Below are 19,943 nucleotides of genomic sequence, written 5' to 3'. Positions count from 1 at the left end.
GCCGGCTGTCCACAGATGGTCGCCGGCGTGTGGACGCGACCGCCGCTCTGGAGGTGGGCTGTTCGCATGGTCACCACCGGGGAGCTGAGAGAGCGCGCACAGCGGTGGCGGGTCGCTGCACAGGACACTCGCGCCGAGTGTGAGGTGCTCCGCCACGTGTCCGGGCTGAGCTGGCGTTCGCCCTCGGCGCAGGAGTTCCGGCAGGTCATCTCGCGACGGATCACCGAGCTGCAGGCGCTGGCCGAGCGAGAGGACGCGGTCGCCGACCTCCTCGTCAGGGTGGCGGAGTCGGCGGAGCTCGCCGCATGAGCGACGACCTCGGTGTCACCGGTGGCGCGGAGGGCATCGAGGTCGGCATCGAGGACCTGCGCCGGGCCTCGGCCTCGCTCCAGCGCGCTTCCGATGCCGTGGTGAAGGCCACACCGCGCGAGACGGGCGTCGAGCTGCCGACCCCGGGCGTCCCTGTCGTCGGGCCCGACTGGGGGCTGGGGACGAGAGTTCTCGGCGCCCCGACCGACCTCGTCCCGCTGGTGGCCCGGTGCCGACATGACCTCGACGACCTCGTTGCCGACGTGGCCAGTGCGGTGGAACGGTTGCGTCGGCTCTCGCGTGAGGTCGCCAGCGCCGCTGCCACCTACGAGTGGGCAGAGGCAGCCGTGCGTGGCCTCATCGACGGGGTCCACGTCCAGGCCATGGCCACCGCCTGGTTGGTCACCGAGCTCACCGGTCAGGCCTTCGGCCTGCTCGACGAAGGCTCCGGCTGGGACGTCGGAGTCGTTCCCGTCTCGCAGACCCGGTCGAGCCCCGTCATCGCGTCCGCCGACTGGCTGCTGTCCGGGCTCGAGGGACTCAGTCACGACGGGAGCGTTCGGGTGGTCGAGGTGCCGGTGGCCGACGGGACCACGACCTGGGTCGTCCAGGTCCCCGGCACGCACGGTGGACTGTGGCGCGGCGATGAGGTTCCCATGGACTGGCCCGCGAACGTGTCACTCATGCTGCGCAACACCGGTGCTTCCAAGATCGCTGCCACGAAGGCGCTCGAACAGGCTCAGCGTGGCCGGTCGAGGCCGGGGGACCGGGTCGTCCTCGCAGGATTCAGCCAGGGTGGGATCGTCGCCGCCGCGTTGGCGTCCGATCCGGACTTCGGCCGACGGCATCGCGTGAGCCACGTGGTCACGGCAGGATCGCCGATCGACCAGTTCCCCATCCCGGTTTCGACCACGGTGCTCTCACTTCAGCACCGAGCGGATCCCGTGCATGCCCTCGACGTCTCACCCCCTCCGGGGCGCCGTCACTGGACGACGGTGACCTCCGGGGCCGCGACCACCGCGACCGGCCCCTTCCGGTTCCACGACCTGCCCCTCTACCGACGGGTGGCCGCCAGGGCAGACCGGTCGGGCGACGTGTCCCTGACCGCGTGGAAGCGCGGTGCGGCACCTGCGCTGACGCCTGCAGCGGGGTCACGGGCCGTGGTGCATGAGTTCCGGTCGGAGAGGCGGTGGCAGAATCGCGACTCGTGACCCCCAAACTGCTGTTCCGTCGGGTGGCCGTCGCCGAGGCGATCACCTGGGCACTCCTCCTCGTCGGCATGTTCCTCAAGTACGTGACGGAGACGACCGAGCTCGGAGTGCGCATCTTCGGGATGGTGCACGGCGTCGTCTTCATCGCCTACGGGTTGATCGCCCTCGCGACCTGGGTCAACCAGAAGTGGTCGGTGCGGACCGGTCTCCTGGCGCTCGTGAGTGCCGTGCCGCCGTTCGCGACCATCCTGTTCGACCGGAGCGCAGAGTCGGCCGGCCAGCTCGAGGGGCCGTGGCGCTTCGGTGCCGGCGGCCAGTCGCCGGCATCAGTGCCCGAGAAGGTTCTGGCCTGGCTCACCCGCAACCCGGCGCTGGCCGCCGTGGTCGGTGTCGTGGCTGTTGCCGGGCTCACGGGCGTGGCCCTCGTCGTCGGCCCGCCGGCGTCGGGCAGCTGATGAACCCGTCCACCGCGCTCGCTCGCGTCCTCGTCGACGAGCTGATCCGTGGTGGGGTTCGCGAGGTCGTCCTTGCTCCCGGTTCGCGCTCCGCGCCTCTGGCGTATGCCGTGCAGCGGGCCGAGCGTGACGGTCTCCTTCGTCTGCACGTGCGGGTGGACGAGCGGACTGCCGGGTTCCTGGCCCTCGGCCTCGCCAAGGGTTCTCGCACACCGGTTCCGGTCATCACGACGTCCGGGACGGCGGTCGCGAACCTGCACCCGGCGGTCCTCGAGGCCCACCACACCGGAGTCCCGCTCGTGGTGCTGTCAGCCGATCGCCCGGCCGAGCTGCGCGGAACCGGGGCCAACCAGACGACGGTGCAGCCGGGAATATTCGGCTCGGCGGTGCGCTGGTCGGTGGACCTTCCCGCGCCGGAGCAGGTCGACTCCGCGGGTGCCTTCCACCGCACGACGGTCTGCCGCGCCCTCTCAGCCTCGCGCGGCGATCACCTCAGTGGTGGATTCGGTGGGGCTGGTGGTCCGGTGCATGTCAACGTGGCGTTCCGCGACCCCCTGACTCCTTCCGTCGGCGACGACTCACCGTTGACTCATCGAGGTCGTGACGACGGAGTGCCATGGGTCCTGCCACCGGCACCCTCCTTCCCCATGTCGTGGGGTGGTGTGGAGCACGTGCCGCGCACCCTGGTGGTCCTGGGTGAACTCGCGACGTCATCGCTCACGTCTCGCTCCGTGGTCGAGTGGGCTGACCGGCACGGGTATCCCGTCATCGCCGAGCCTTTCGGTGACCATGACCGGTCCACGCTCATGCCGCACGGCCCGCTGCTGCTGACGGAACCCGACTGGCTCGCCCAGAAGCTCCCGGAACGCGTACTCGTCGTCGGTCGCGTGACGTTGTCCCGAGCAGTCGCGACGCTGCTGCGGACCGACGGCATTCGAGTGGAGGTGTGCACGGCCGCCCCCGACTGGTCCGACCCCGGGCATGTGGCGCACGTCGTGCACCCGATCACGGTGTTCACCGACACGAACGAGGACGAGCCGGACATTGAGTGGCTCGAGGGGTGGCACGCCGGTGGATCCGTTGTGGCACAGGCGGTTCAGGCGCAGCGCTCCCCTTGGGGGACAGGCTTGGCCGTCGCCTCCGTCGTCGGAGAGGCGCTCCCGGACGGTGCGCAGCTCTTCGTCGGGTCGTCCAACCCGGTGCGCGACCTCGACCTCGGCATGCGTCGGGACTCACCTCTCACGGTCGTGGCCAACCGCGGCGTGGCTGGCATCGACGGCTGCCTCTCGACCGCTGTGGGGCTCGCCCTGACGACTGCTGCGCCGAGCTACGCCTGGGTGGGTGACCTGACCTTCCTCCACGACTCCAACGCGCTGGCCATGGGGCCTGACGAGCCACGTCCGAACCTCACGGTCCTGGTCACCAACGACGGCGGGGGAGGCATCTTCCGCACCCTCGAGCACGGCGCCCCCGAGAGGGCGGAGGACTTCGGTCGCATCTTCGGCACACCGACGGGGACCGACTTCGAGGCACTGTGCCGAGCACACGGCATACGCCATGTTCTTGCGCAGACACGCGAAGCGGCATTCGAAGCGCTGTCCGTGACTCCTGACGGCATCACGGTGGTCGAGGTGCCCGTCGACCCGGACTCGCACCGCGGGGCGCACGAGCGCCTGCGCCGGATCGCGCGCGAGGCGCTGGCGATTTCGGGGTGAGCGTGCGACTTGCGAGAATGAGGCTGTGACCACCACCCCCACTCGCACCGAGGTCCTCGTCGTCGGGGCCGGACCGGCCGGTTCCGCCGCGGCGGCCTGGGCGGCTCGCTCCGGACGCGACGTGGTGCTCGCCGACGCCGCCGTCTTCCCCCGTGACAAGACCTGTGGCGACGGACTGACCCCGCGAGCGATCGCGGAGCTCATCCGGCTCGGCCTCGACGACTGGCTGCGTGCGCACACGGTGAACCGCGGGCTGCGCGCGCACGGCTTCGGCCAGGTGCTCGAGCTGCCCTGGCCGGGAGGGTCGCTGCCGGACTGGGGTTCGGCAGTCGCGCGCACCGAGCTCGACGACCACCTCCGCACGACCGCGCTGAAGTCCGGCGCCGTCGGGGTCGAGGGAGCCAAGGCCGTCGACGCCCGCGTTGAGGGCGGCCGCGTGCGAGGCGTGACGTTCCAGCGCGACGGCGAGAGCTTCGAGATCGCGTGCGAGCGGCTCATCGTGGCCGACGGGGTGCGATCCGGACTGGGCAAGGTGCTCGGCCGGGTGTGGCACAAGGACACCGTGTATGCCGTGGCCGGTCGTTGCTATGTCGACTCGACCCAGTCCGACGACCCGTGGATCAGCAGCCACCTCGAGCTGCGGGGCGAGGAGGGCGAGATCCTGTCGGGCTACGGCTGGATCTTCCCGCTCGGCGGCGGGCAGGTGAACGTCGGTGCCGGGACGCTGGCCACGACGAAGCGCCCGGCCGAGGTCGCGATCAAGCCGCTCATGGCGCGCTACGTCGAGGAGTGCCGTGACGGGTTCGGCCTGCAGGGGGAGGCGCGGCTGGCCACGAGTGCGCTGCTGCCGATGGGTGGCGCGGTCAGCGGTGTGGCAGGACCGAACTGGGCGCTCATCGGTGACGCCGCCGCGTGCGTCAACCCCCTGAACGGCGAGGGCATCGACTACGGGCTCGAGTCGGGGCGGTTCGTCGTGGACCTGCTCGACACCGACCTGTCGGTGACCTGGCCGGCGTTGCTCAAGGAGCACTACGGCGAGGCGTTCTCGATCGCTCGGCGTCTCGCGGGAGTGGTGACGGTGCCGCGTGTGCTGCCGGCGTTGGGCCCGGCCGGCATGCGCTCGGACTGGCTCATGACGCTCGCGCTGCGATGGATGGGAAACCTCGTGACCGACGAGGACCGCGACTCGGCTGCTCGGGTGTGGCGCTGGGCCGGTCGCCAGTCCGTGCGTCTCGAGCACCGACCGCCCTTCACCTGATCCCACCGGGACCGGCTCTCGGTTCGCCGTCTGTCGCTCGACTCGCTGAAACTTCGGCGAATCCAGCGGACTTCGGCGAGTCGAGGCAACGTCCGTTCTGCACCAGCGACCGCCGCAGTCAGCGAGCGAGGGCGTCCTGGACGCTGGTCTCGGGCTGGCCCAGGACTGGGTCTCGCCCGGTGACGACGTCACCGACGGCCTTGATGTTGGCGAGCTTCTCTCGCGTCCAGCCGATCCACCACTGACGTGGGTAGCGGTCGCGCATCGAGGTGTCGCCCACGCCATTCGTGGTCATGCCGGCCGCTCGGCACAGGGCGACCGCGCGACCCACGTGGTAGCGCTGCGAGATCACCGTGACCTCGTCGACGCCGAAGACCCGGTGGGCGCGCTGACAGGAGTCATAGGTGTCCCGCCCGGCGAAGTCGAGGACGACGTGCTCCGTCGGCACGCCCGCAGCGACGAGGTAGTCACGCATCGCCGTCGGCTCGTCATAGGCGTGGGTCCGGTTGTCACCGGACACGAGGATGACACGCACCGTGCCGCTGTCGTACAGCTCCTTGGCCGCGTCGAGGCGAGCGGCGAGATAGGGGCTGGGTCGACCGCCCTGCAGACCGGCGCCAAGAACGAGGGCGACGGGCGCCGAAGGTGCGTCGGCGACGTCCGTCGCGTCGTCCACCCGTCCGACCGACGCGATGATGATCCAGGCCCACGGCGCCAGCACCCCGAGAAGCGCCAGCGCGATCGGCACGGAGAGCCACCGAACCCAGGACCGCCCCCAGAGTCTCTTCACGCGCCCAGTCTGGCGGGCCGACCCGTCGCTGAGGGACGGGTGAGGCGAACCGGGAGCGGCGTGTCGCGTCCCGAACCGTCCTATGGGGTGCGCTCGGGACGCGGGGTCGTGGCGGTGAGGGCGTCACGCATGGGGATGAGCTTGGCGTCGGACTCGGCCACCTCGGCCTCCGGCACCGACCCGGCGACGATGCCGCAGCCGGCATAGAGCGACATGCGGTGGTCGTCCTCGTGGTGGATCGCCCCTGAGCGCAACGCGATCCCCCACTCGCCGTCCCCGCTCGCGTCGATCCAGCCGACCGGCCCGGCATAGCGGCCGCGGTCCATGTGCTCGAGCTCGCTGATGAGCCCGTCCGCCACGGACGTGGGTGTCCCGCACACCGCCGCACTCGGATGGAGCGACGCGGCCAGGGCCAGCGAGGTCGTCCGGTCGGTGAGCACGCCCGCGACGTCGGTCGCCAGGTGCATGACGTTGGACAGGTGCAGGACGAAGGGTGCCTCGGGCACGTTCATCGAGGAGCAGTGCGGCGCAAGGGCTTCGGCAACAGAGCGCACGGCGTACTCGTGCTCCTCGAGGTCCTTCGAGGACCGGGCGAGCGAGGCGGCCAGCGCCAGGTCGTGCTCGTCGTCCCCGGTGCGGCGGATCGTGCCCGCCAGCACGCGAGACGTCACGAGCCCCTTCTCGCGGCGCACCAGCATCTCCGGCGTCGCACCCACCAACCCGTCGACGGCGAAGACCCACGTCGACCCATAGCTCTCGGCCAGGCGCCCGAGCAGCCAGCGCACGTCGATCGGAGCGGCCGTGCGCACGTCGAGATCTCGGGCCAGGACCACCTTGTCCAGAGCGCCCGCCTGGATGCGGGTCACCGCCTCGGCCACGGCCCCGGCCCACTCGGCCGGCGACAGCGAACCATCGGCGAAGGTCACGTCACCCGGCGCCACAGCATCGGTCGAGACCGACGGATCGACGTTCGGAGGAAGGGCATCGGTCGACGTCGTCGTCACCCACCACCGGTCACCGCGCCGCCCGACGACGACCGACGGCACGACGAGAGTGGCACCGGAAGGTGAGTCCGCGGCATACGAGATCGCGCCGAAGGCGACGGGTCCGGTGCCGGGCAGGTCGACCTCGTCGCGCACGACTGCGGAGCCCGACACCTCACTCCACCAGGACTCGAGAGCGGCGAACCGGCCGGCGCCGTGGGCCGTCACCGACAGGGTGCGACCCCAGCCGACGAGGCCGTCGCCACGACGCACCCAGGAGGTGGTGTCGCGCGGGCTCGTCGCAGGCAGGAGTGCCAGCAGGGACGTGCCGTCCGCGGGGGACAGCGCGACGGTGCGGGCGACGAGGGGCGCGTGGGGCGCGAGGTCCGACTCGGACGTGGGCAGGGACGTCATCACGGGCGAGCGTAACCCCGAGGGGCGGCAGTCCACACATGGACGCGGTGAGATGATGGCGACATGACCCGCGCCTCCCTCGACAAGGACCCCCGCGACGTCGCGGCGATGTTCGACGACGTCGCCGAGAGGTACGACGTGACCAACGACGTGCTCTCCCTCGGCCAGGACCGGCTGTGGCGACGCGCCGTCCGCCAGGCCGTCGACGCGCAGCCGGGGGAGCGGGTCCTCGACATCGCGGCCGGCACGGGGACGTCGAGCGAGCCGTTCGCAGACCGGGGTGTCCACGTCGTCCCTGCCGACTTCTCGCTCGGCATGCTGCGGGTCGGCAAGAAGCGTCGCGACGACCTCGGCTTCACCGCGGCAGATGCCATGAAACTCCCGTTCGCCGACGAGTCGTTCGACGTGGTGACGATGTCGTTCGGCCTGCGCAACGTCGCCGACATGGACGCGGCCCTGCGGGAGTTCGCCCGCGTGACCAGGCCAGGTGGGCGCCTGGTCGTGTGCGAGTTCAGCCAGCCGGTCAACCGGCCGTTCCGCAAGGTCTACGTCGAGTACCTCATGGAGGCACTCCCGCGCGTGGCCCGCAGGGTCAGCTCGAACCCCGAGTCCTACGTCTACCTCGCCGAGTCGATCCAGGCCTGGCCCGACCAGAGGGCGCTCGCGTCGCGGGTGGCCGAGGCCGGGTGGGGCGAGGTCGCGTGGCGCAACCTCAGCGGCGGGATCGTCGCGCTTCACCGAGCGGCGAAGCCCGCCTGAGGACACGAGGGAGCTCTGCGACTGAGGCCCGGAAGGCGGGCTGAGCGCGAGCGTAGGCACCGAGCGGCGAAGCCGGCCTGACCCGTCCACGTGCGCACTTAGGGTGGCCTGAGTGATCAGCGAGAAATCGGCTGCATAGAGTGGGTCGGTGTTCGTGAAGACTTTCACAAGCAAGGTGCGCCGTTGATCCTCGCCACTCATGCCCTCGATGCTGCTGGCTCCGCCAGTGGGGTCGGCGACCTCGGTCGTGCGCGCGCCGTGGCAGGAGCGGGCCGCCTCGGAGGGCTCGCGAATGCTGCAGTTGAGACCTGCGTCACGCCCTCTACGATGGGGCGCGTGACCCGAGCCGCCGCACACCCTGGCACCGAAAGGGGAGTTGACCAGCGATGAGCAACCCCTACGTCCCGATCCTGTTCCTGCTGGCCCTCGGCTTCGGTTTCGCCGTGCTGTCGGTGGGTACGAGCCTCGTCGTCGGACCCAAGCGCTACAACCGCGCCAAGTCCGAGCCGTACGAGTGCGGGATCCAGCCGTCACCGCGTGCCACCGGCGGTGGTCGCGTGCCGATCAAGTACTTCCTCACGGCAATGCTCTTCATCATCTTCGACATCGAGTCGGTCTTCCTCTACCCGTTCGCCGTGGCCTTCGACTCGCTCGGCCTGTTCGCGCTCGTCGAGATGGTCCTGTTCATCCTCACCGTGTTCGTCGCCTACGCGTACGTGTGGAAGCGCGGCGGGCTGGAGTGGGACTGATGGCTTGCCTGACCGGTATGCCGTGTGCTGACCAAGCGCGGATGCGCGCCAACGTTTCGATCGGAAGGGGTCTCTGATGGGACTCGAGGAGAAGCTGCCGGCAGGCTTCGTCCTGACGACGCTCGAGAGCGTCGCCGGATACATGCGCAAGGCCTCCATCTGGCCCGCCACGTTCGGCCTCGCGTGCTGCGCGATCGAGATGATGGCCGTCGGCACCCCGGACTACGACATCGCCCGCTTCGGCATGGAGCGCTTCTCGGCGACGCCCCGCCAGGCCGACCTGATGATCGTCGCCGGTCGGGTGTCCAACAAGATGGCGCCGGTCGTGCGCCAGGTCTACGACCAGATGCCCAACCCCAAGTGGGTCATCTCGATGGGTGTGTGCGCCAGCTCGGGTGGCATGTTCAACAACTACGCGATCGTCCAGGGCGTCGACCACATCATCCCGGTCGACATCTATCTCCCCGGCTGCCCGCCGCGTCCCGAGATGCTCCTCAACGCGATCATCGAGCTGCACGACCAGATCCAGAACTCGAAGCTCGGCGTCAACCGGGTCGCCGCCGCTCGCGCTGCCGAGGAGGCAGCCCTGCGAGCCACCCCGACGCGCCTCATGCAGCCGACCCACGACCACGCCGCCCTCACGGCGACGCCCGGGAGGAACCTCCTCGCATGAGCTCCGAAGACACCGCAAAGCCCCCCGGGGAGACGGCCGCTGACGACACGGCGGCTGACGAGGCGACCACACCTCGCAGCAGGGTCACCGAGCACGTCGACTCCGGCGACGTCCACGCCGACGACCTCGACCTGACACGAGCCCGCGCCACCGGCGACACCGACCCGATCCGGATCGGCGAGCGTCGCGGCATGTTCGGCGCGACGAGGGGTAGCGACACCACCGGCTACGGCGGTCTGCGCACCCCGATCCTCTTCCCGGGCGAGTCCCAGAAGCCCTACGGCTCCTACTTCGACGAGCTGACCGACACGCTCGGGCGAGCGCTCGGCGGGACGGGCGAGACGGCATACGACACGGCAGTCCAGCGGATCGTCGTGGACCGTGGCGAGCTCACCCTGCACGTGGCGCGCGAAGCCCTGCCGACGGTCGTCCGCGCGCTGCGCGACGACCCGGCCCTGCGTTTCGAGATCTGCACCGGGGTCTCGGGTGTGCACTTCCCGGACGAGGTCGGTCGCGAGCTGCACGCCGTCTACCACCTGCTCTCGATCACCCACAACCGTCGCGTGCGTCTCGAGGTGACCGCGCCCGAGGCCGATGCCCGCATCCCCTCGATCGTCGAGACCTATCCTGCGGCGGACTGGCACGAGCGCGAGACCTGGGACATGTTCGGCATCGTCTTCGAGGGCCACCCCGCTCTCACCCGGATCCTCATGCCGGACGACTGGCCGGGGCACCCCCAGCGCAAGGACTATCCGCTGGGTGGCATCCCGGTGGAGTACAAGGGCGGCACCGTACCGCCGCCCGACGAGCGGAGGTCGTACAGCTGATGGCCACTGACAAGGACACTGTCTACGAAGACATCCCGGCGCACGAGCAGAGCCCGGGGCTGGACTCCGAGCTGGGCGACGGCACCGACGAGGGTGCGCGCGACCCCTATGCCACGACCGACGCCGACCGCGAGGACGGCGCTCGCGTCTTCAACGCGACCGGCGGCGACTGGGGCGACCTGGCCGACGAGGCCACCGCCCTCCACGAGGAGCGCATCGTCGTCAACATGGGCCCGCAGCACCCGTCGACCCACGGCGTGCTCCGGCTCATCCTCGAGCTCGACGGTGAGATGGTCACCGAGGCCCGCGCGGGCATCGGCTACCTCCACACCGGCATCGAGAAGAACATGGAGTACCGCAACTGGGTGCAGGGCGTGACCTTCTGCACGCGCATGGACTACCTCACGCCGATGTTCCAGGAGACGACCTACTGTCTCGGCATCGAGCGGCTGCTCGGCATCGAGGACCAGATCCCCGAGCGCGCGAGCATCATCCGCGTCCTCATGATGGAGCTCACCCGCATCAACTCCCACCTCGTCTGCCTCGGCACCGGCGGCATGGAGCTCGGCGCGACGACCGTCATGACCGTCGGCTTCCGCGAGCGCGAGCGCATCCTGCGGATCTTCGAGACCGTCACCGGTCTGCGCATGAACAACGCCTACATCCGCCCCGGTGGCGTCGCGCAGGACCTGCCGCACGGCTGCCTCGACCAGATCAACGGCACCGTCGGCGAGCTGCGCCGGGGCCTGCGCGAGCTCGAGCTCCTGCTCAACGAGAACCCGATCCTCAAGGGCCGCACCAAGAACGTCGGCTACCTCGACCTCGCCGGCTGCATGGCCCTCGGGATCACCGGACCCATCCTGCGCTCGACCGGGCTCCCGCACGACCTGCGCAAGAGCCAGCCCTACTGCGGCTACGAGACCTACGACTTCGAGGTCATCACCCGCACCGGCGCCGACGCCTACGACCGGATCCGCATCCGCCTCGACGAGATGTACGAGTCGCTCAAGATCGTCGAGCAGTGCGTCGAACGCCTCAAGAAGGTCACCGGCCCGGTCATGGTCGCGGACAAGAAGATCGCGTGGCCGGCTCAGCTGTCCGTCGGCAGCGACGGCCAGGGCAACAGCCTCGACCACATCCGCGAGATCATGGGCACCTCGATGGAGTCGCTGATCCACCACTTCAAGCTCGTCACCGAGGGCTTCCGCGTCCCCGCCGGCCAGGCCTACGTGCCGATCGAGTCGCCCAAGGGCGAGCTCGGCTGCCACATCGTGTCCGACGGCGGCACGCGTCCCTACCGGGCGCACTTCCGGGACCCGAGCTTCAACAACCTGCAGGCCGTGGCCGCGCTGTCCGAAGGCGGCCAGGTCGCCGACGTCATCGTCGCCGTGGCCAGCATCGACCCCGTCATGGGAGGCGTGGACCGCTGATGGAGCACTACGGACTGCAGACGGCGTCGGGCCACCTCACGGTGTCGCCCGAGTCCAAGGAGGCGTATGCCGCGGACGTCCTGGAGGGCCTGTTCGCTGACGCCGCGCTGGTCACTGCGCGCTACCCCCAGAAACGGTCTGCGCTGCTCCCGCTGCTGCACCTCGTGCAGTCGGTCGACGGCTACGTCACCGGTCGTGGGATCGACTTCTGTGCCGAGGTCCTCGAGCTGAGCCGCGCCGAGGTGTCGGGTGTCGCGACGTTCTACACCCAGTACAAGCGCCACCCCAACGGCGAGTACACCGTCGGCGTGTGCACCAACACCCTCTGCGCGATCATGGGCGGCGACGAGATCTGGGAGTCCGTCTCCGAGCACCTGGGCATCGGCCACGACGAGACGACCGACGACGGCAAGGTGACCCTCGAGCGCATCGAGTGCAACGCGGCCTGCGACTACGCGCCCGTCGTGATGGCCAACTGGGAGTTCTTCGACAACCAGACGCCCGAGTCGACCAACCAGCTCGTCGACGACCTGCGCGCGGGCACGCCGGTGAAGCCGACCCGGGGCCCCAACTCGGTGTGCTCCTTCAAGCAGATGTCTCGCGTGCTCGCCGGCTTCCCCGACGGTCTCGCCGACGAGGGTGTCGGCGCCGGACCGGCCTCGCTGCGCGGCCTCGAGGTCGCCCACGAGAACGGCTGGGAGGCGCCCCACGCCGAGCGCGACGAGGCCGTGGACGGCGGAGGCGACGACTCCAGCACCCAGGCCAGCGCTGCCGGTGAGAGCGTCGAGGGCAAGGCGGCCGGACGGCATACCTCGGTCAACGCCCCGACCAACGAGCCCGACGAGAAGCCGGGTGGCAAGGACGCCACGGCGGACAAGTCCGCCAAGGACGCCAAGGAGACACCCGCGCAGACGGACGAGGACGCCACGCTCTTCGACGACGGCTCCTCCATCGCCGAGGCGGAGCCCCGTGGCGATGCGCCGCTGACCGGAACGCCCGCCGCGGCCAGCTCGCAGGGCCCGACCGTCCAGACCGGTGGCGACTTCCCCGCAGGCTTCGCGACCTCCTCGTTCGGTGACGGCGCCGTCGTCCCTGGTGCGGACGGCACCGGCCCGGAGGGGTGGGTCATCAAGGGGAACCCGCGCTCGATGCTGTTCCACACCCCGAAGTCCCCCTCGTACTCGCGCACCCGGGCCGAGGTGTGGTTCCGTGACGAGGCCGCAGCGACCGCCGCCGGGTTCACCAACGCGCTCGATCGCAAGAAGAAGGGCGAAGAAGCATGAGCACGACGCTGACGCCGATCCTCACGAAGTTCTGGGACGACCCCCAGAGCTGGACTCTCGAGACCTACGAGAAGAACGACGGCTACAAGGCGCTCACCAAGGCGCTCGCGACCGACCCCGCCGACCTCGTGCAGATGACCAAGGACTCCGGCCTGCGCGGCCGCGGTGGCGCCGGCTTCCCCACGGGGATGAAGTGGGGCTTCCTCCCCCCGCCGGACGGTGGCCCCCGCTACCTCGTCGTCAACGCCGACGAGTCCGAGCCGGGCACGTGCAAGGACATCCCGCTCATGATGGCGGCACCGCAGTTCCTCATCGAGGGCTGCGTCATCACGTCCTACGCGATCGGCTGCAACCACGCCTTCATCTACCTCCGTGGCGAGGTCGTCCACGTCTACCGTCGCCTGATGCGCGCGGTCGAGGAGGCGTATGCCGCGGGCCACCTCGGCAAGAACATCCACGGCTCTGGGTTCGACCTCGACATCACCGTCCACGCGGGCGCCGGCGCTTACATCTGCGGCGAGGAGACCGCGCTCCTCGACAGCCTCGAGGGCCGCCGCGGCCAACCGCGCCTCAAGCCGCCGTTCCCGGCCGTCGCCGGCCTCTATGCCCGCCCCACCGTCGTCAACAACGTCGAGAGCATCGCCTCGGTGCCACCGATCCTGCTCCACGGCTCCGATTGGTTCGGCGACATGGGCACGGAGAAGTCCCAGGGCTTCGGCATCTTCAGCCTGTCGGGCCACGTCAAGAACCCGGGCCAGTACGAAGCCCCCCTCGGCATCACCCTGCGTGAGCTGCTCGAGATGGCCGGTGGCATGCGTGACCCCGAGAAGCAGCTGAAGTTCTGGACGCCGGGAGGCTCCTCGACCCCACTCTTCACGGCCGAGCACCTCGACACCCCGCTCGACTTCGAGTCGGTCGCCGCCGCCGGATCGATGCTCGGCACCCGCGCCCTCCAGATCTTCGACGAGACGACCTGTGTCGTGCGCGCCGTCGACCGCTGGACCGACTTCTACAAGCACGAGTCCTGCGGCAAGTGCACCCCCTGCCGTGAGGGCACGTGGTGGCTCAAGCAGATCCTCGGTCGCCTCGAGCACGGTCAGGGCAGCGAAGAGGACCTCGACAAGCTCCTCGACATCTGTGACAACATCCTCGGCCGCAGCTTCTGCGCCCTCGGCGACGGCGCGACGAGCCCGATCACGAGCTCGATCCAGTACTTCCGCGAGGAGTACATCGCCCACCTGACTGAGGGCCACTGCCCGTTCGACTCGCGTGAGTCGACGCTCTTCCACAAGGACCGCGTGACGGCATGACTGTGATCTCCAAGAACGCCGCGGACACGTCCGGCAGCGAAGCCGGTGACAAGCCCGCCGTCGAGATGGTCGAGCTGACCATCGACGGCATCGACGTCTCCGTCCCCAAGAACACCCTCGTCATCCGCGCGGCGGAGGAGGTCGGGATCGAGATCCCGCGCTTCTGCGACCACCCGCTGCTCGAGCCGGTCGGTGCCTGCCGCCAGTGCCTCGTCGACGTGGCGACCCCGGGCCCGGACGGGACCCTGCGCCCCATGCCGAAGCCGCAGGCGTCGTGCACCATGACGGTCTCGCCCGGCATGCAGGTCAAGACGCAGCACACCTCCGAGGTCGCCGACAAGGCGCAGCACGGTGTCATGGAGCTGCTCCTCATCAACCACCCGCTCGACTGCCCGGTCTGCGACAAGGGTGGCGAGTGCCCCCTGCAGAACCAGGCGATGAGCAGCGGACGACCGGTGAGCCGCTTCGAGGACGTCAAGCGGACCTACCCCAAGCCCATCAACATCTCGAGCCAGGTCCTCCTCGACCGCGAGCGCTGTGTCCTGTGTGCCCGCTGCACCCGCTTCTCCGAGCAGGTCGCCGGTGACCCCTTCATCGCCCTCGTCGAGCGTGGCGCCCTGCAGCAGGTCGGCATCTACGAGGAGAAGCCGTTCGAGTCCTACTTCTCCGGCAACACGGTCCAGATCTGCCCGGTCGGCGCCCTGACCGGTGCGGCCTACCGGTTCCGCGCACGCCCGTTCGACCTCGTCTCCACGCCGAGCATCTGCGAGCACTGCGCCAGTGGTTGCTCCACCCGCACGGACCACCGTCGTGGCTCGGTCCTGCGCCGCATGGCTGCCAACGAGCCGGCGGTCAACGAGGAGTGGAACTGCGACAAGGGCCGATGGGCCTTCCAGTACGCCACGCTCACGGACCGTCTCGCCCTCCCGATGGTCCGTGAGGACGGCGAGCTCCGGGTCGCCTCCTGGCGTGAGGCCCTCGAGGTCGCCGCCGCCGGTCTCAAGGCAGCGCCCAGCGCGGGTGTGCTCGTCGGCGGGCGCGTCAGCGCCGAGGATGCCTACGCCTACGGCAAGTTCGCGCGCACGGTGCTCGGCACCAACGACGTCGACTTCCGCGCCCGGCCGCACTCGGCAGAGGAGGCCGACTTCCTCGCGTCCCACGTCGTGCGGACCTCTCCCGCGTCCGGGGCCGTGACCTATGCGGACCTCGAGAACGCGAAGACCGTCGTCCTCGCGGGCTTCGAGCCCGAGGACGAGAGCCCCATCGTCTTCCTGCGCCTGCGCAAGGCGGCGCGCAAGAACAAGACGGCCGTGTATGCCGTGTCGCCCGTCGCGACGCGCGGGCTCACCAAGGTCTCCGGTCACCTCATCCCGACCGCCCCCGGCACCGAGCCGGAGGTCCTCGACGCCCTCGGCAAGGGTGCCGCGAGCGGCGCCGCTGGTGAGGGTCCCGACACCGTGCGGGCCGCCGCCGAGGCGCTGCGCGGCGAGGGCGCGGTCATCCTCGTCGGCGAGCGTCTGGCCACCGTCCCCGGCGCCCTGAGTGCCGCTGCCCGTCTCGCCGAGACGACCGGTGCCCGGCTCGCCTGGATCCCGCGTCGCGCGGGGGAGCGCGGTGCCCTCGAGGCCGGCGCCCTCCCGACGCTGCTCCCCGGCGGTCGCGCCGTGAGCGATGCCGCAGCCCGCGCCGAGGTGGCCTCGGCCTGGGGTGTCGTCGGCCTCCCGGATGCTCCCGGTCGCGACTCCGCGGCCATCCTCGAGGGCGCGCGCACCGGCAAGATCGGTGCCCTCGTCGTCGGTGGCGTCGACCCGCTCGACTTCGGTCGCGCCGACGCCGTCCAGGCCTTCGAGTCGACCTTCGTCGTGTCCCTCGAGGTCCGTGAGTCCGCCGTCACCGCTGTCGCCGACGTGGTCCTGCCCGTCGCGGCCCACGCCGAGAAGGCCGGGACCTTCGTCGACTGGGAGGGGCGTGCGCGCACCTTCCAGCGAGCCCTCGAGACCGGCTACGTCAGCGACCACCGTGCACTCGACATGATCGCCGACGAGCTGGGCGAGTTCCTCGGCTGCCGCACCGTCGCCGAGGTCCGCTCCGAGATGGAGCGGATCGGCCCGTCATCCCAGAAGGGCCGGCCCGCGGCTCCAACGGTCGAGGCCGGTGAGGTGCCCAGCGCCGAGGACGGTCACCTCGTCCTCGCCACCTGGCGCCACCTGCTCGACCGCGGTCGGCTCCAGGACGGCGAGCCGTTCCTCGCCGGCACCGCACCGAGGCCGACGGCCAAGGTCTCCCGGACGACCGCCGACTCGCTCGGTGTCACCGACGGCGACACCGTCACCGTCGTCATCGGCGACTCGTCCGTCGACCCCATCACGGTCCCCGTCACCATCACACAGATGGCCGACCACGTCGTCTGGCTCCCGACCCACTCCGCGGGGTGCGACCTCCGCGCCACGCTCGCGGACGCACCGGCCATCCGCGTCTCCGTCACCAAGGTCGACAAAGGAAGTGCAGCATGAGCGCCCTTCTCGCCCTCTCGAATGCAACGGAAGCGCTGAGCGGCACCGGGCTGACCGGCATACCCACGCTTGTCGCCGAAGGCACGGACAACCCCATCGCCGACTTCTCGGACACGCCGTGGTGGCTCTCGCTCCTCAAGGCAGTGGTCATCTTCGTCTACCTCCTCGTGTCGACGCTCATGGTCATCTGGTTCGAGCGGCGCGTCATCGGTCGCATGCAGCAGCGCCCCGGCCCCAACCGCAACGGTCCCTTCGGTCTGCTCCAGACTCTCGCGGACGGCATGAAGGCCATGCTCAAGGAGGACGTCACGCCCGCCAAGGCGGACCGGATCGTCTTCACCCTCGCGCCGCTCATCACGGCGACCATGTGCTTCATCGGCTTCGCGATCATCCCGCTCGGCGGCGAGGTCACGGTGTTCGGTCACACCACGCCGCTGCAGCTCGCCGACTCCTCGATCTCGGTGCTCTTCGTGCTCGCCATCGCCGGCATCGGCATCTACGGCGTCGTGCTCGCCGGCTGGTCGTCGGGCTCGCCCTACCCGCTCATGGGTGGCCTGCGCTCCTCGGCCCAGATGATCTCCTACGAGATCGCGATGGGCCTCTCGCTCGTCGCCGTCTTCCTCTACAGCGGCTCGATGTCGACCTCGCAGATCGTCGGCGCGCAGAACAACGTCTGGTACATCATCCCGGCGTTCTTCAGCTTCTTCGTCTACATCATCACCATGGTCGGCGAGACCAACCGCCTGCCGTTCGACCTCGCCGAGGGTGAGGGCGAGCTCACCGGTGGCTTCCACACCGAGTACGGCTCGATGCGCTTCGCCATGTTCTTCCTCGGCGAGTACATCAACATGTTCACCGTCTCGGCGCTGGCCACGACGATGTTCCTCGGTGGGTGGATGGCGCCTCCCGGCATCGCCGCGATCAACGACGGCATGTTCAACGAGGGGTGGTGGGGCCTGCTCTGGTTCACCATCAAGCTCTGGATGTTCATGTTCCTCTTCGTCTGGCTGCGTGGCTCCCTGCCGCGCACCCGCTACGACCAGTTCATGCGCTTCGGCTGGAAGTTCCTCATCCCCGCCACGCTCGGTTGGGTCGTGCTCGTCGCGTTCTTCCGTGGCGCGCAGAACGGATGGTTCGGTGACGCCGCCCTGGAGTTCGCCGGCCGTCGCTTCCCGGTGTCCTCGCTGGCCATCGTGGCGCTCGTCGCCGTCGGCGCCCTGGCGTTCGGCTGGTGGTGGGACTCACGTGCCCTGGCCAAGGAGGCGGCGTCGTCGGTCGCTCCGCCGGAGGAGATCGACCCGTATGCCGGTGGCTACCCCGTGCCGCCGTTGCCCGGTCAGCGTCTGCGCGAGACCGCACGCGTCGGGGCACCTGCCCTTCGCGGGGCCGACCCCGTGACGCCGGAGCGTCCGAGCGGGCCCGCCGAGTTCGACTTCACCGACAAGGAGGCCCCTCGTGGCTGACGACAAGAAGAAGGCGGGGTTCCTGTCCGACCTCTTCGCGCCCGTGGGTGGCTTCGGGGTGACCTTCGCGACGATGTTCCGCAAGGTCGCCACGACCGAGTACCCCGAGGTGAAGCGGCCGACGGCGCAGCGCTTCCACGGACGCCACCAGCTCAACCGTCACCCGGACGGGCTGGAGAAGTGTGTCGGCTGCGAGCTGTGCGCGTGGGCCTGCCCGGCCGACGCGATCCTCGTCGAGGGCGCCAACAACGACGACCTCTCCGGTCAGCGCTTCTCACCCGGTGAGCGCTATGGCCGCGTCTACCAGATCAACTACCTGCGCTGCATCTTCTGCGGGCTGTGCATCGAGGCCTGCCCGACGCGCGCCCTGACGATGACCAACAAGTACGAGCTGGCCGACAACAACCGCGCGGACCTCATCTTCACCAAGGAGCAGCTGCTCGCCCCGCTCCAGGGCGGCATGCTCGCTGCACCGCACCCGATGGTGGAGGGCATGGAGGAGCGCGACTACTACCTCGGCAAGGTCTCGGAGGCCACGCCCACCCAGAAGGACTGGGCGCAGACCAACCACGCCCAGGCCAGCCCTGCGATCGACGCGACGGGCGCCTCCGGGTCCACGGGTGCCGTGAAGGAGCCTGCGCAATGACCAGCACCGGAGAAGCCATCCTCTTCTGGATCCTCGGCCCCCTCGCCGTCGTCGGCGCGATGGGCCTGATCTTTGCGCGCAAGGCCGTCCACGCCGCGCTCGGCATGGCGCTGACGATGATCATCCTCGGCATCTTCTACCTCGCCCAGGGCGCCGACTTCCTCGGCGTCATCCAGATCTTCGTCTACACCGGCGCCGTGATGATGCTCTTCCTCTTCGTCGTCATGCTCGTCGGCGTCGACTCCTCCGACAGCATCGTCGAGACCCTCAAGGGCCAGCGCGCGGCCACCGTCGTCCTGACACTCGGGCTGGCAGCCCTCCTCATGGGCGCGGTCGGCCGCATCACCATCGGTGACGCCCCCGCCGACAAGCTCAACGCGATCAACAACGAGACCGGCAACGTCTCCGGGATGGCAGAGCTTATCTTCGGCCGCTACGTCTGGGTCTTCGAGGCCACGTCGGCGCTGCTCATCACGGCTGCGCTGGCAGCCATGGTCCTCGCCCACCGCGAGCGCCTGGGCGCCCGCCCCGACCAGCGTGCGTGGAGCGAACGCCGGATCCGCGCCGGCGAGAACCTCGCCGGCCTGCCCGTGCCCGGTGTCTACGCCCGTCACAACGCGATCGACACCCCTGCCCTGCTGCCGGACGGCACCCCGAGCGAGCTGTCCATCTCGCGCGTCCTCACCGCCCGCGACCAGGTCGGATCGGCCGCGCCGTGGCTCGACGCCGAGCGCGAGATCGAACGTGACCTCGGCCAGGACCGTCGCCCGGACGACAACGGCATCGACAGCGTCAACACGGGCGACGACGACAACGACAGCGTCGACCCGGACGCGACGACGGAGGGCCAGCGATGAGCCTGATCAACTACATCTACCTGGCGACGCTGCTGTTCGTCATCGGCGGGGCGACCGTGCTCACCCGCCGCAACGCGATCGTCGTCTTCATGGGTGTCGAGCTGATGCTCAACGCGGCAAACCTCGCCTTCGTCACCTTCGCCCGCATGCACGGCAACCTCCACGGGCAGGCCATCGCCCTGTTCGTCATGGTGGTCGCCGCCGCAGAAGTCGTCGTCGGCCTCGCCATCATCATGGCGATCTTCCGTGCCCGCCGGTCGGCTTCTGTCGACGATGCCAACCTGCTGAAGCTCTAAGG

19 protein-coding genes and 1 pseudogene are annotated in these 19,943 nt (G+C 69.8%); 18 read left to right on the top strand and 2 right to left on the bottom strand.

Translation table 11 applies throughout. The annotated features are described in order from the left end of the window. Positions 1-66 precede the first annotated feature (66 nt). Genes ACFQW8_RS04635 through ACFQW8_RS04615 form a run of 5 tightly spaced genes read left to right on the top strand, consistent with a single transcriptional unit; the run spans position 67 to position 4,948 of the window. A complete protein-coding gene (locus ACFQW8_RS04635) occupies positions 67-309 on the top strand; it encodes a hypothetical protein (RefSeq protein ID WP_380085788.1) in 243 nt (80 codons plus the stop codon). Next, positions 306-1,520 carry a PGAP1-like alpha/beta domain-containing protein gene (locus ACFQW8_RS04630; protein WP_380085787.1) on the top strand — a complete coding sequence of 405 codons (1,215 nt, stop codon included), beginning with the start codon at positions 306-308 and terminating at the stop codon, positions 1,518-1,520. The genes ACFQW8_RS04635 and ACFQW8_RS04630 overlap by 4 nt, the downstream gene beginning before the upstream one ends. Continuing rightward, the gene (locus ACFQW8_RS04625) at positions 1,517-1,975 is read left to right on the top strand and encodes a DUF3817 domain-containing protein (protein ID WP_380085786.1); all 459 of its coding nucleotides are present in this window, start codon (positions 1,517-1,519) and stop codon (positions 1,973-1,975) included. The genes ACFQW8_RS04630 and ACFQW8_RS04625 overlap by 4 nt, the downstream gene beginning before the upstream one ends. Continuing rightward, the gene (menD, locus tag ACFQW8_RS04620; RefSeq protein ID WP_380085785.1) at positions 1,975-3,690 is read left to right on the top strand and encodes a 2-succinyl-5-enolpyruvyl-6-hydroxy-3-cyclohexene-1-carboxylic-acid synthase; all 1,716 of its coding nucleotides are present in this window, start codon (positions 1,975-1,977) and stop codon (positions 3,688-3,690) included. The genes ACFQW8_RS04625 and menD overlap by 1 nt, the downstream gene beginning before the upstream one ends. A gap of 25 nt (positions 3,691-3,715) precedes the next feature. Then, positions 3,716-4,948 (top strand): geranylgeranyl reductase family protein, encoded by a 1,233-nt coding sequence (locus ACFQW8_RS04615; protein WP_380085784.1) that lies wholly within the window; start codon positions 3,716-3,718, stop codon positions 4,946-4,948. Between the two features lie 118 nt (positions 4,949-5,066). Here the strand turns inward: ACFQW8_RS04615 and ACFQW8_RS04610 are convergent, their stop codons facing one another. Together ACFQW8_RS04610 and ACFQW8_RS04605 are read right to left on the bottom strand one after the other, a co-directional pair. Further along, entirely contained in the window at positions 5,067-5,738 is a 672-nt protein-coding gene (locus tag ACFQW8_RS04610) for a SanA/YdcF family protein (protein WP_380085783.1), read from the bottom strand. A gap of 80 nt (positions 5,739-5,818) precedes the next feature. Then, positions 5,819-7,135: an isochorismate synthase gene (locus ACFQW8_RS04605; protein ID WP_380085782.1), complete on the bottom strand. Its 1,317-nt coding sequence runs from the start codon at positions 7,133-7,135 to the stop codon at positions 5,819-5,821. A gap of 63 nt (positions 7,136-7,198) precedes the next feature. Between ACFQW8_RS04605 and ACFQW8_RS04600 the strand changes: the two genes are divergently transcribed. From ACFQW8_RS04600 to nuoK, 13 genes and pseudogenes are all read left to right on the top strand, one after another. After that, positions 7,199-7,894: a demethylmenaquinone methyltransferase gene (locus tag ACFQW8_RS04600; RefSeq protein WP_380085781.1), complete on the top strand. Its 696-nt coding sequence runs from the start codon at positions 7,199-7,201 to the stop codon at positions 7,892-7,894. A 386-nt stretch (positions 7,895-8,280) separates the two neighbouring features. Further along, entirely contained in the window at positions 8,281-8,643 is a 363-nt protein-coding gene (locus ACFQW8_RS04595) for an NADH-quinone oxidoreductase subunit A (RefSeq protein WP_380085780.1), read from the top strand. 76 nt (positions 8,644-8,719) lie between these two features. Then, entirely contained in the window at positions 8,720-9,316 is a 597-nt protein-coding gene (locus ACFQW8_RS04590; protein ID WP_380085779.1) for a NuoB/complex I 20 kDa subunit family protein, read from the top strand. After that, positions 9,313-10,143, top strand: a complete 831-nt coding sequence (locus ACFQW8_RS04585) for an NADH-quinone oxidoreductase subunit C (protein WP_380085778.1) — start codon at positions 9,313-9,315, stop codon at positions 10,141-10,143. The genes ACFQW8_RS04590 and ACFQW8_RS04585 overlap by 4 nt, the downstream gene beginning before the upstream one ends. Further along, entirely contained in the window at positions 10,143-11,573 is a 1,431-nt protein-coding gene (locus tag ACFQW8_RS04580; RefSeq protein ID WP_380085777.1) for an NADH-quinone oxidoreductase subunit D, read from the top strand. Before ACFQW8_RS04585 ends, ACFQW8_RS04580 begins: the two co-directional genes overlap by 1 nt. Beyond that, positions 11,573-12,427, top strand: a pseudogene (gene nuoE, locus ACFQW8_RS04575) (NADH-quinone oxidoreductase subunit NuoE); the annotation flags it as partial. The gene ACFQW8_RS04580 and the pseudogene nuoE, both read left to right, overlap by 1 nt. Before the next feature lie 96 nt (positions 12,428-12,523). After that, a complete protein-coding gene (locus ACFQW8_RS18160) occupies positions 12,524-12,856 on the top strand; it encodes a sunset domain-containing protein (RefSeq protein ID WP_449274537.1) in 333 nt (110 codons plus the stop codon). Next, positions 12,853-14,166 carry an NADH-quinone oxidoreductase subunit NuoF gene (gene nuoF / locus ACFQW8_RS04570; protein WP_380085776.1) on the top strand — a complete coding sequence of 438 codons (1,314 nt, stop codon included), beginning with the start codon at positions 12,853-12,855 and terminating at the stop codon, positions 14,164-14,166. The genes ACFQW8_RS18160 and nuoF overlap by 4 nt, the downstream gene beginning before the upstream one ends. After that, a complete protein-coding gene (locus ACFQW8_RS04565) occupies positions 14,163-16,679 on the top strand; it encodes an NADH-quinone oxidoreductase subunit G (RefSeq protein ID WP_380085775.1) in 2,517 nt (838 codons plus the stop codon). The genes nuoF and ACFQW8_RS04565 overlap by 4 nt, the downstream gene beginning before the upstream one ends. After that, on the top strand, positions 16,676-18,142 hold the full coding sequence (gene nuoH, locus ACFQW8_RS04560) for an NADH-quinone oxidoreductase subunit NuoH (RefSeq protein ID WP_380085774.1): 1,467 nt from the start codon (positions 16,676-16,678) through the stop codon (positions 18,140-18,142). The genes ACFQW8_RS04565 and nuoH overlap by 4 nt, the downstream gene beginning before the upstream one ends. Further along, entirely contained in the window at positions 18,135-18,788 is a 654-nt protein-coding gene (gene nuoI / locus ACFQW8_RS04555) for an NADH-quinone oxidoreductase subunit NuoI (protein WP_380085773.1), read from the top strand. Before nuoH ends, nuoI begins: the two co-directional genes overlap by 8 nt. Then, on the top strand, positions 18,785-19,645 hold the full coding sequence (locus ACFQW8_RS04550; protein WP_380085772.1) for an NADH-quinone oxidoreductase subunit J: 861 nt from the start codon (positions 18,785-18,787) through the stop codon (positions 19,643-19,645). The genes nuoI and ACFQW8_RS04550 overlap by 4 nt, the downstream gene beginning before the upstream one ends. After that, positions 19,642-19,941, top strand: a complete 300-nt coding sequence (gene nuoK / locus ACFQW8_RS04545; protein WP_380085771.1) for an NADH-quinone oxidoreductase subunit NuoK — start codon at positions 19,642-19,644, stop codon at positions 19,939-19,941. The genes ACFQW8_RS04550 and nuoK overlap by 4 nt, the downstream gene beginning before the upstream one ends. Positions 19,942-19,943 lie beyond the last annotated feature (2 nt).

The organism is Knoellia altitudinis (assembly GCF_042666355.1).
GTDB classification, from domain to species: Bacteria; Actinomycetota; Actinomycetes; order Actinomycetales; family Dermatophilaceae; genus Knoellia; species Knoellia altitudinis.
Note: the sequence above shows the minus strand (reverse complement) of the source record. Positions and strands in the feature narration are given on the sequence as shown.

Bases quoted from the DNA above. Each gene is read 5' to 3' on its own strand.
- ACFQW8_RS04635 (WP_380085788.1), top strand. From the start codon at position 67: ATGGTCACCACCGGGGAGCTGAGAGAGCGCGCACAGCGGTGGCGGGTC.
- ACFQW8_RS04630 (WP_380085787.1), top strand. From the start codon at position 306: ATGAGCGACGACCTCGGTGTCACCGGTGGCGCGGAGGGCATCGAGGTC.
- menD (WP_380085785.1), top strand. From the start codon at position 1,975: ATGAACCCGTCCACCGCGCTCGCTCGCGTCCTCGTCGACGAGCTGATC.
- ACFQW8_RS04605 (WP_380085782.1), bottom strand. From the start codon at position 7,135: ATGACGTCCCTGCCCACGTCCGAGTCGGACCTCGCGCCCCACGCGCCC.
- ACFQW8_RS04600 (WP_380085781.1), top strand. From the start codon at position 7,199: ATGACCCGCGCCTCCCTCGACAAGGACCCCCGCGACGTCGCGGCGATG.
- ACFQW8_RS04595 (WP_380085780.1), top strand. From the start codon at position 8,281: ATGAGCAACCCCTACGTCCCGATCCTGTTCCTGCTGGCCCTCGGCTTC.
- ACFQW8_RS04590 (WP_380085779.1), top strand. From the start codon at position 8,720: ATGGGACTCGAGGAGAAGCTGCCGGCAGGCTTCGTCCTGACGACGCTC.
- ACFQW8_RS04585 (WP_380085778.1), top strand. From the start codon at position 9,313: ATGAGCTCCGAAGACACCGCAAAGCCCCCCGGGGAGACGGCCGCTGAC.
- ACFQW8_RS04580 (WP_380085777.1), top strand. From the start codon at position 10,143: ATGGCCACTGACAAGGACACTGTCTACGAAGACATCCCGGCGCACGAG.
- nuoF (WP_380085776.1), top strand. From the start codon at position 12,853: ATGAGCACGACGCTGACGCCGATCCTCACGAAGTTCTGGGACGACCCC.
- ACFQW8_RS04565 (WP_380085775.1), top strand. From the start codon at position 14,163: ATGACTGTGATCTCCAAGAACGCCGCGGACACGTCCGGCAGCGAAGCC.
- nuoH (WP_380085774.1), top strand. From the start codon at position 16,676: ATGAGCGCCCTTCTCGCCCTCTCGAATGCAACGGAAGCGCTGAGCGGC.
- ACFQW8_RS04550 (WP_380085772.1), top strand. From the start codon at position 18,785: ATGACCAGCACCGGAGAAGCCATCCTCTTCTGGATCCTCGGCCCCCTC.
- nuoK (WP_380085771.1), top strand. From the start codon at position 19,642: ATGAGCCTGATCAACTACATCTACCTGGCGACGCTGCTGTTCGTCATC.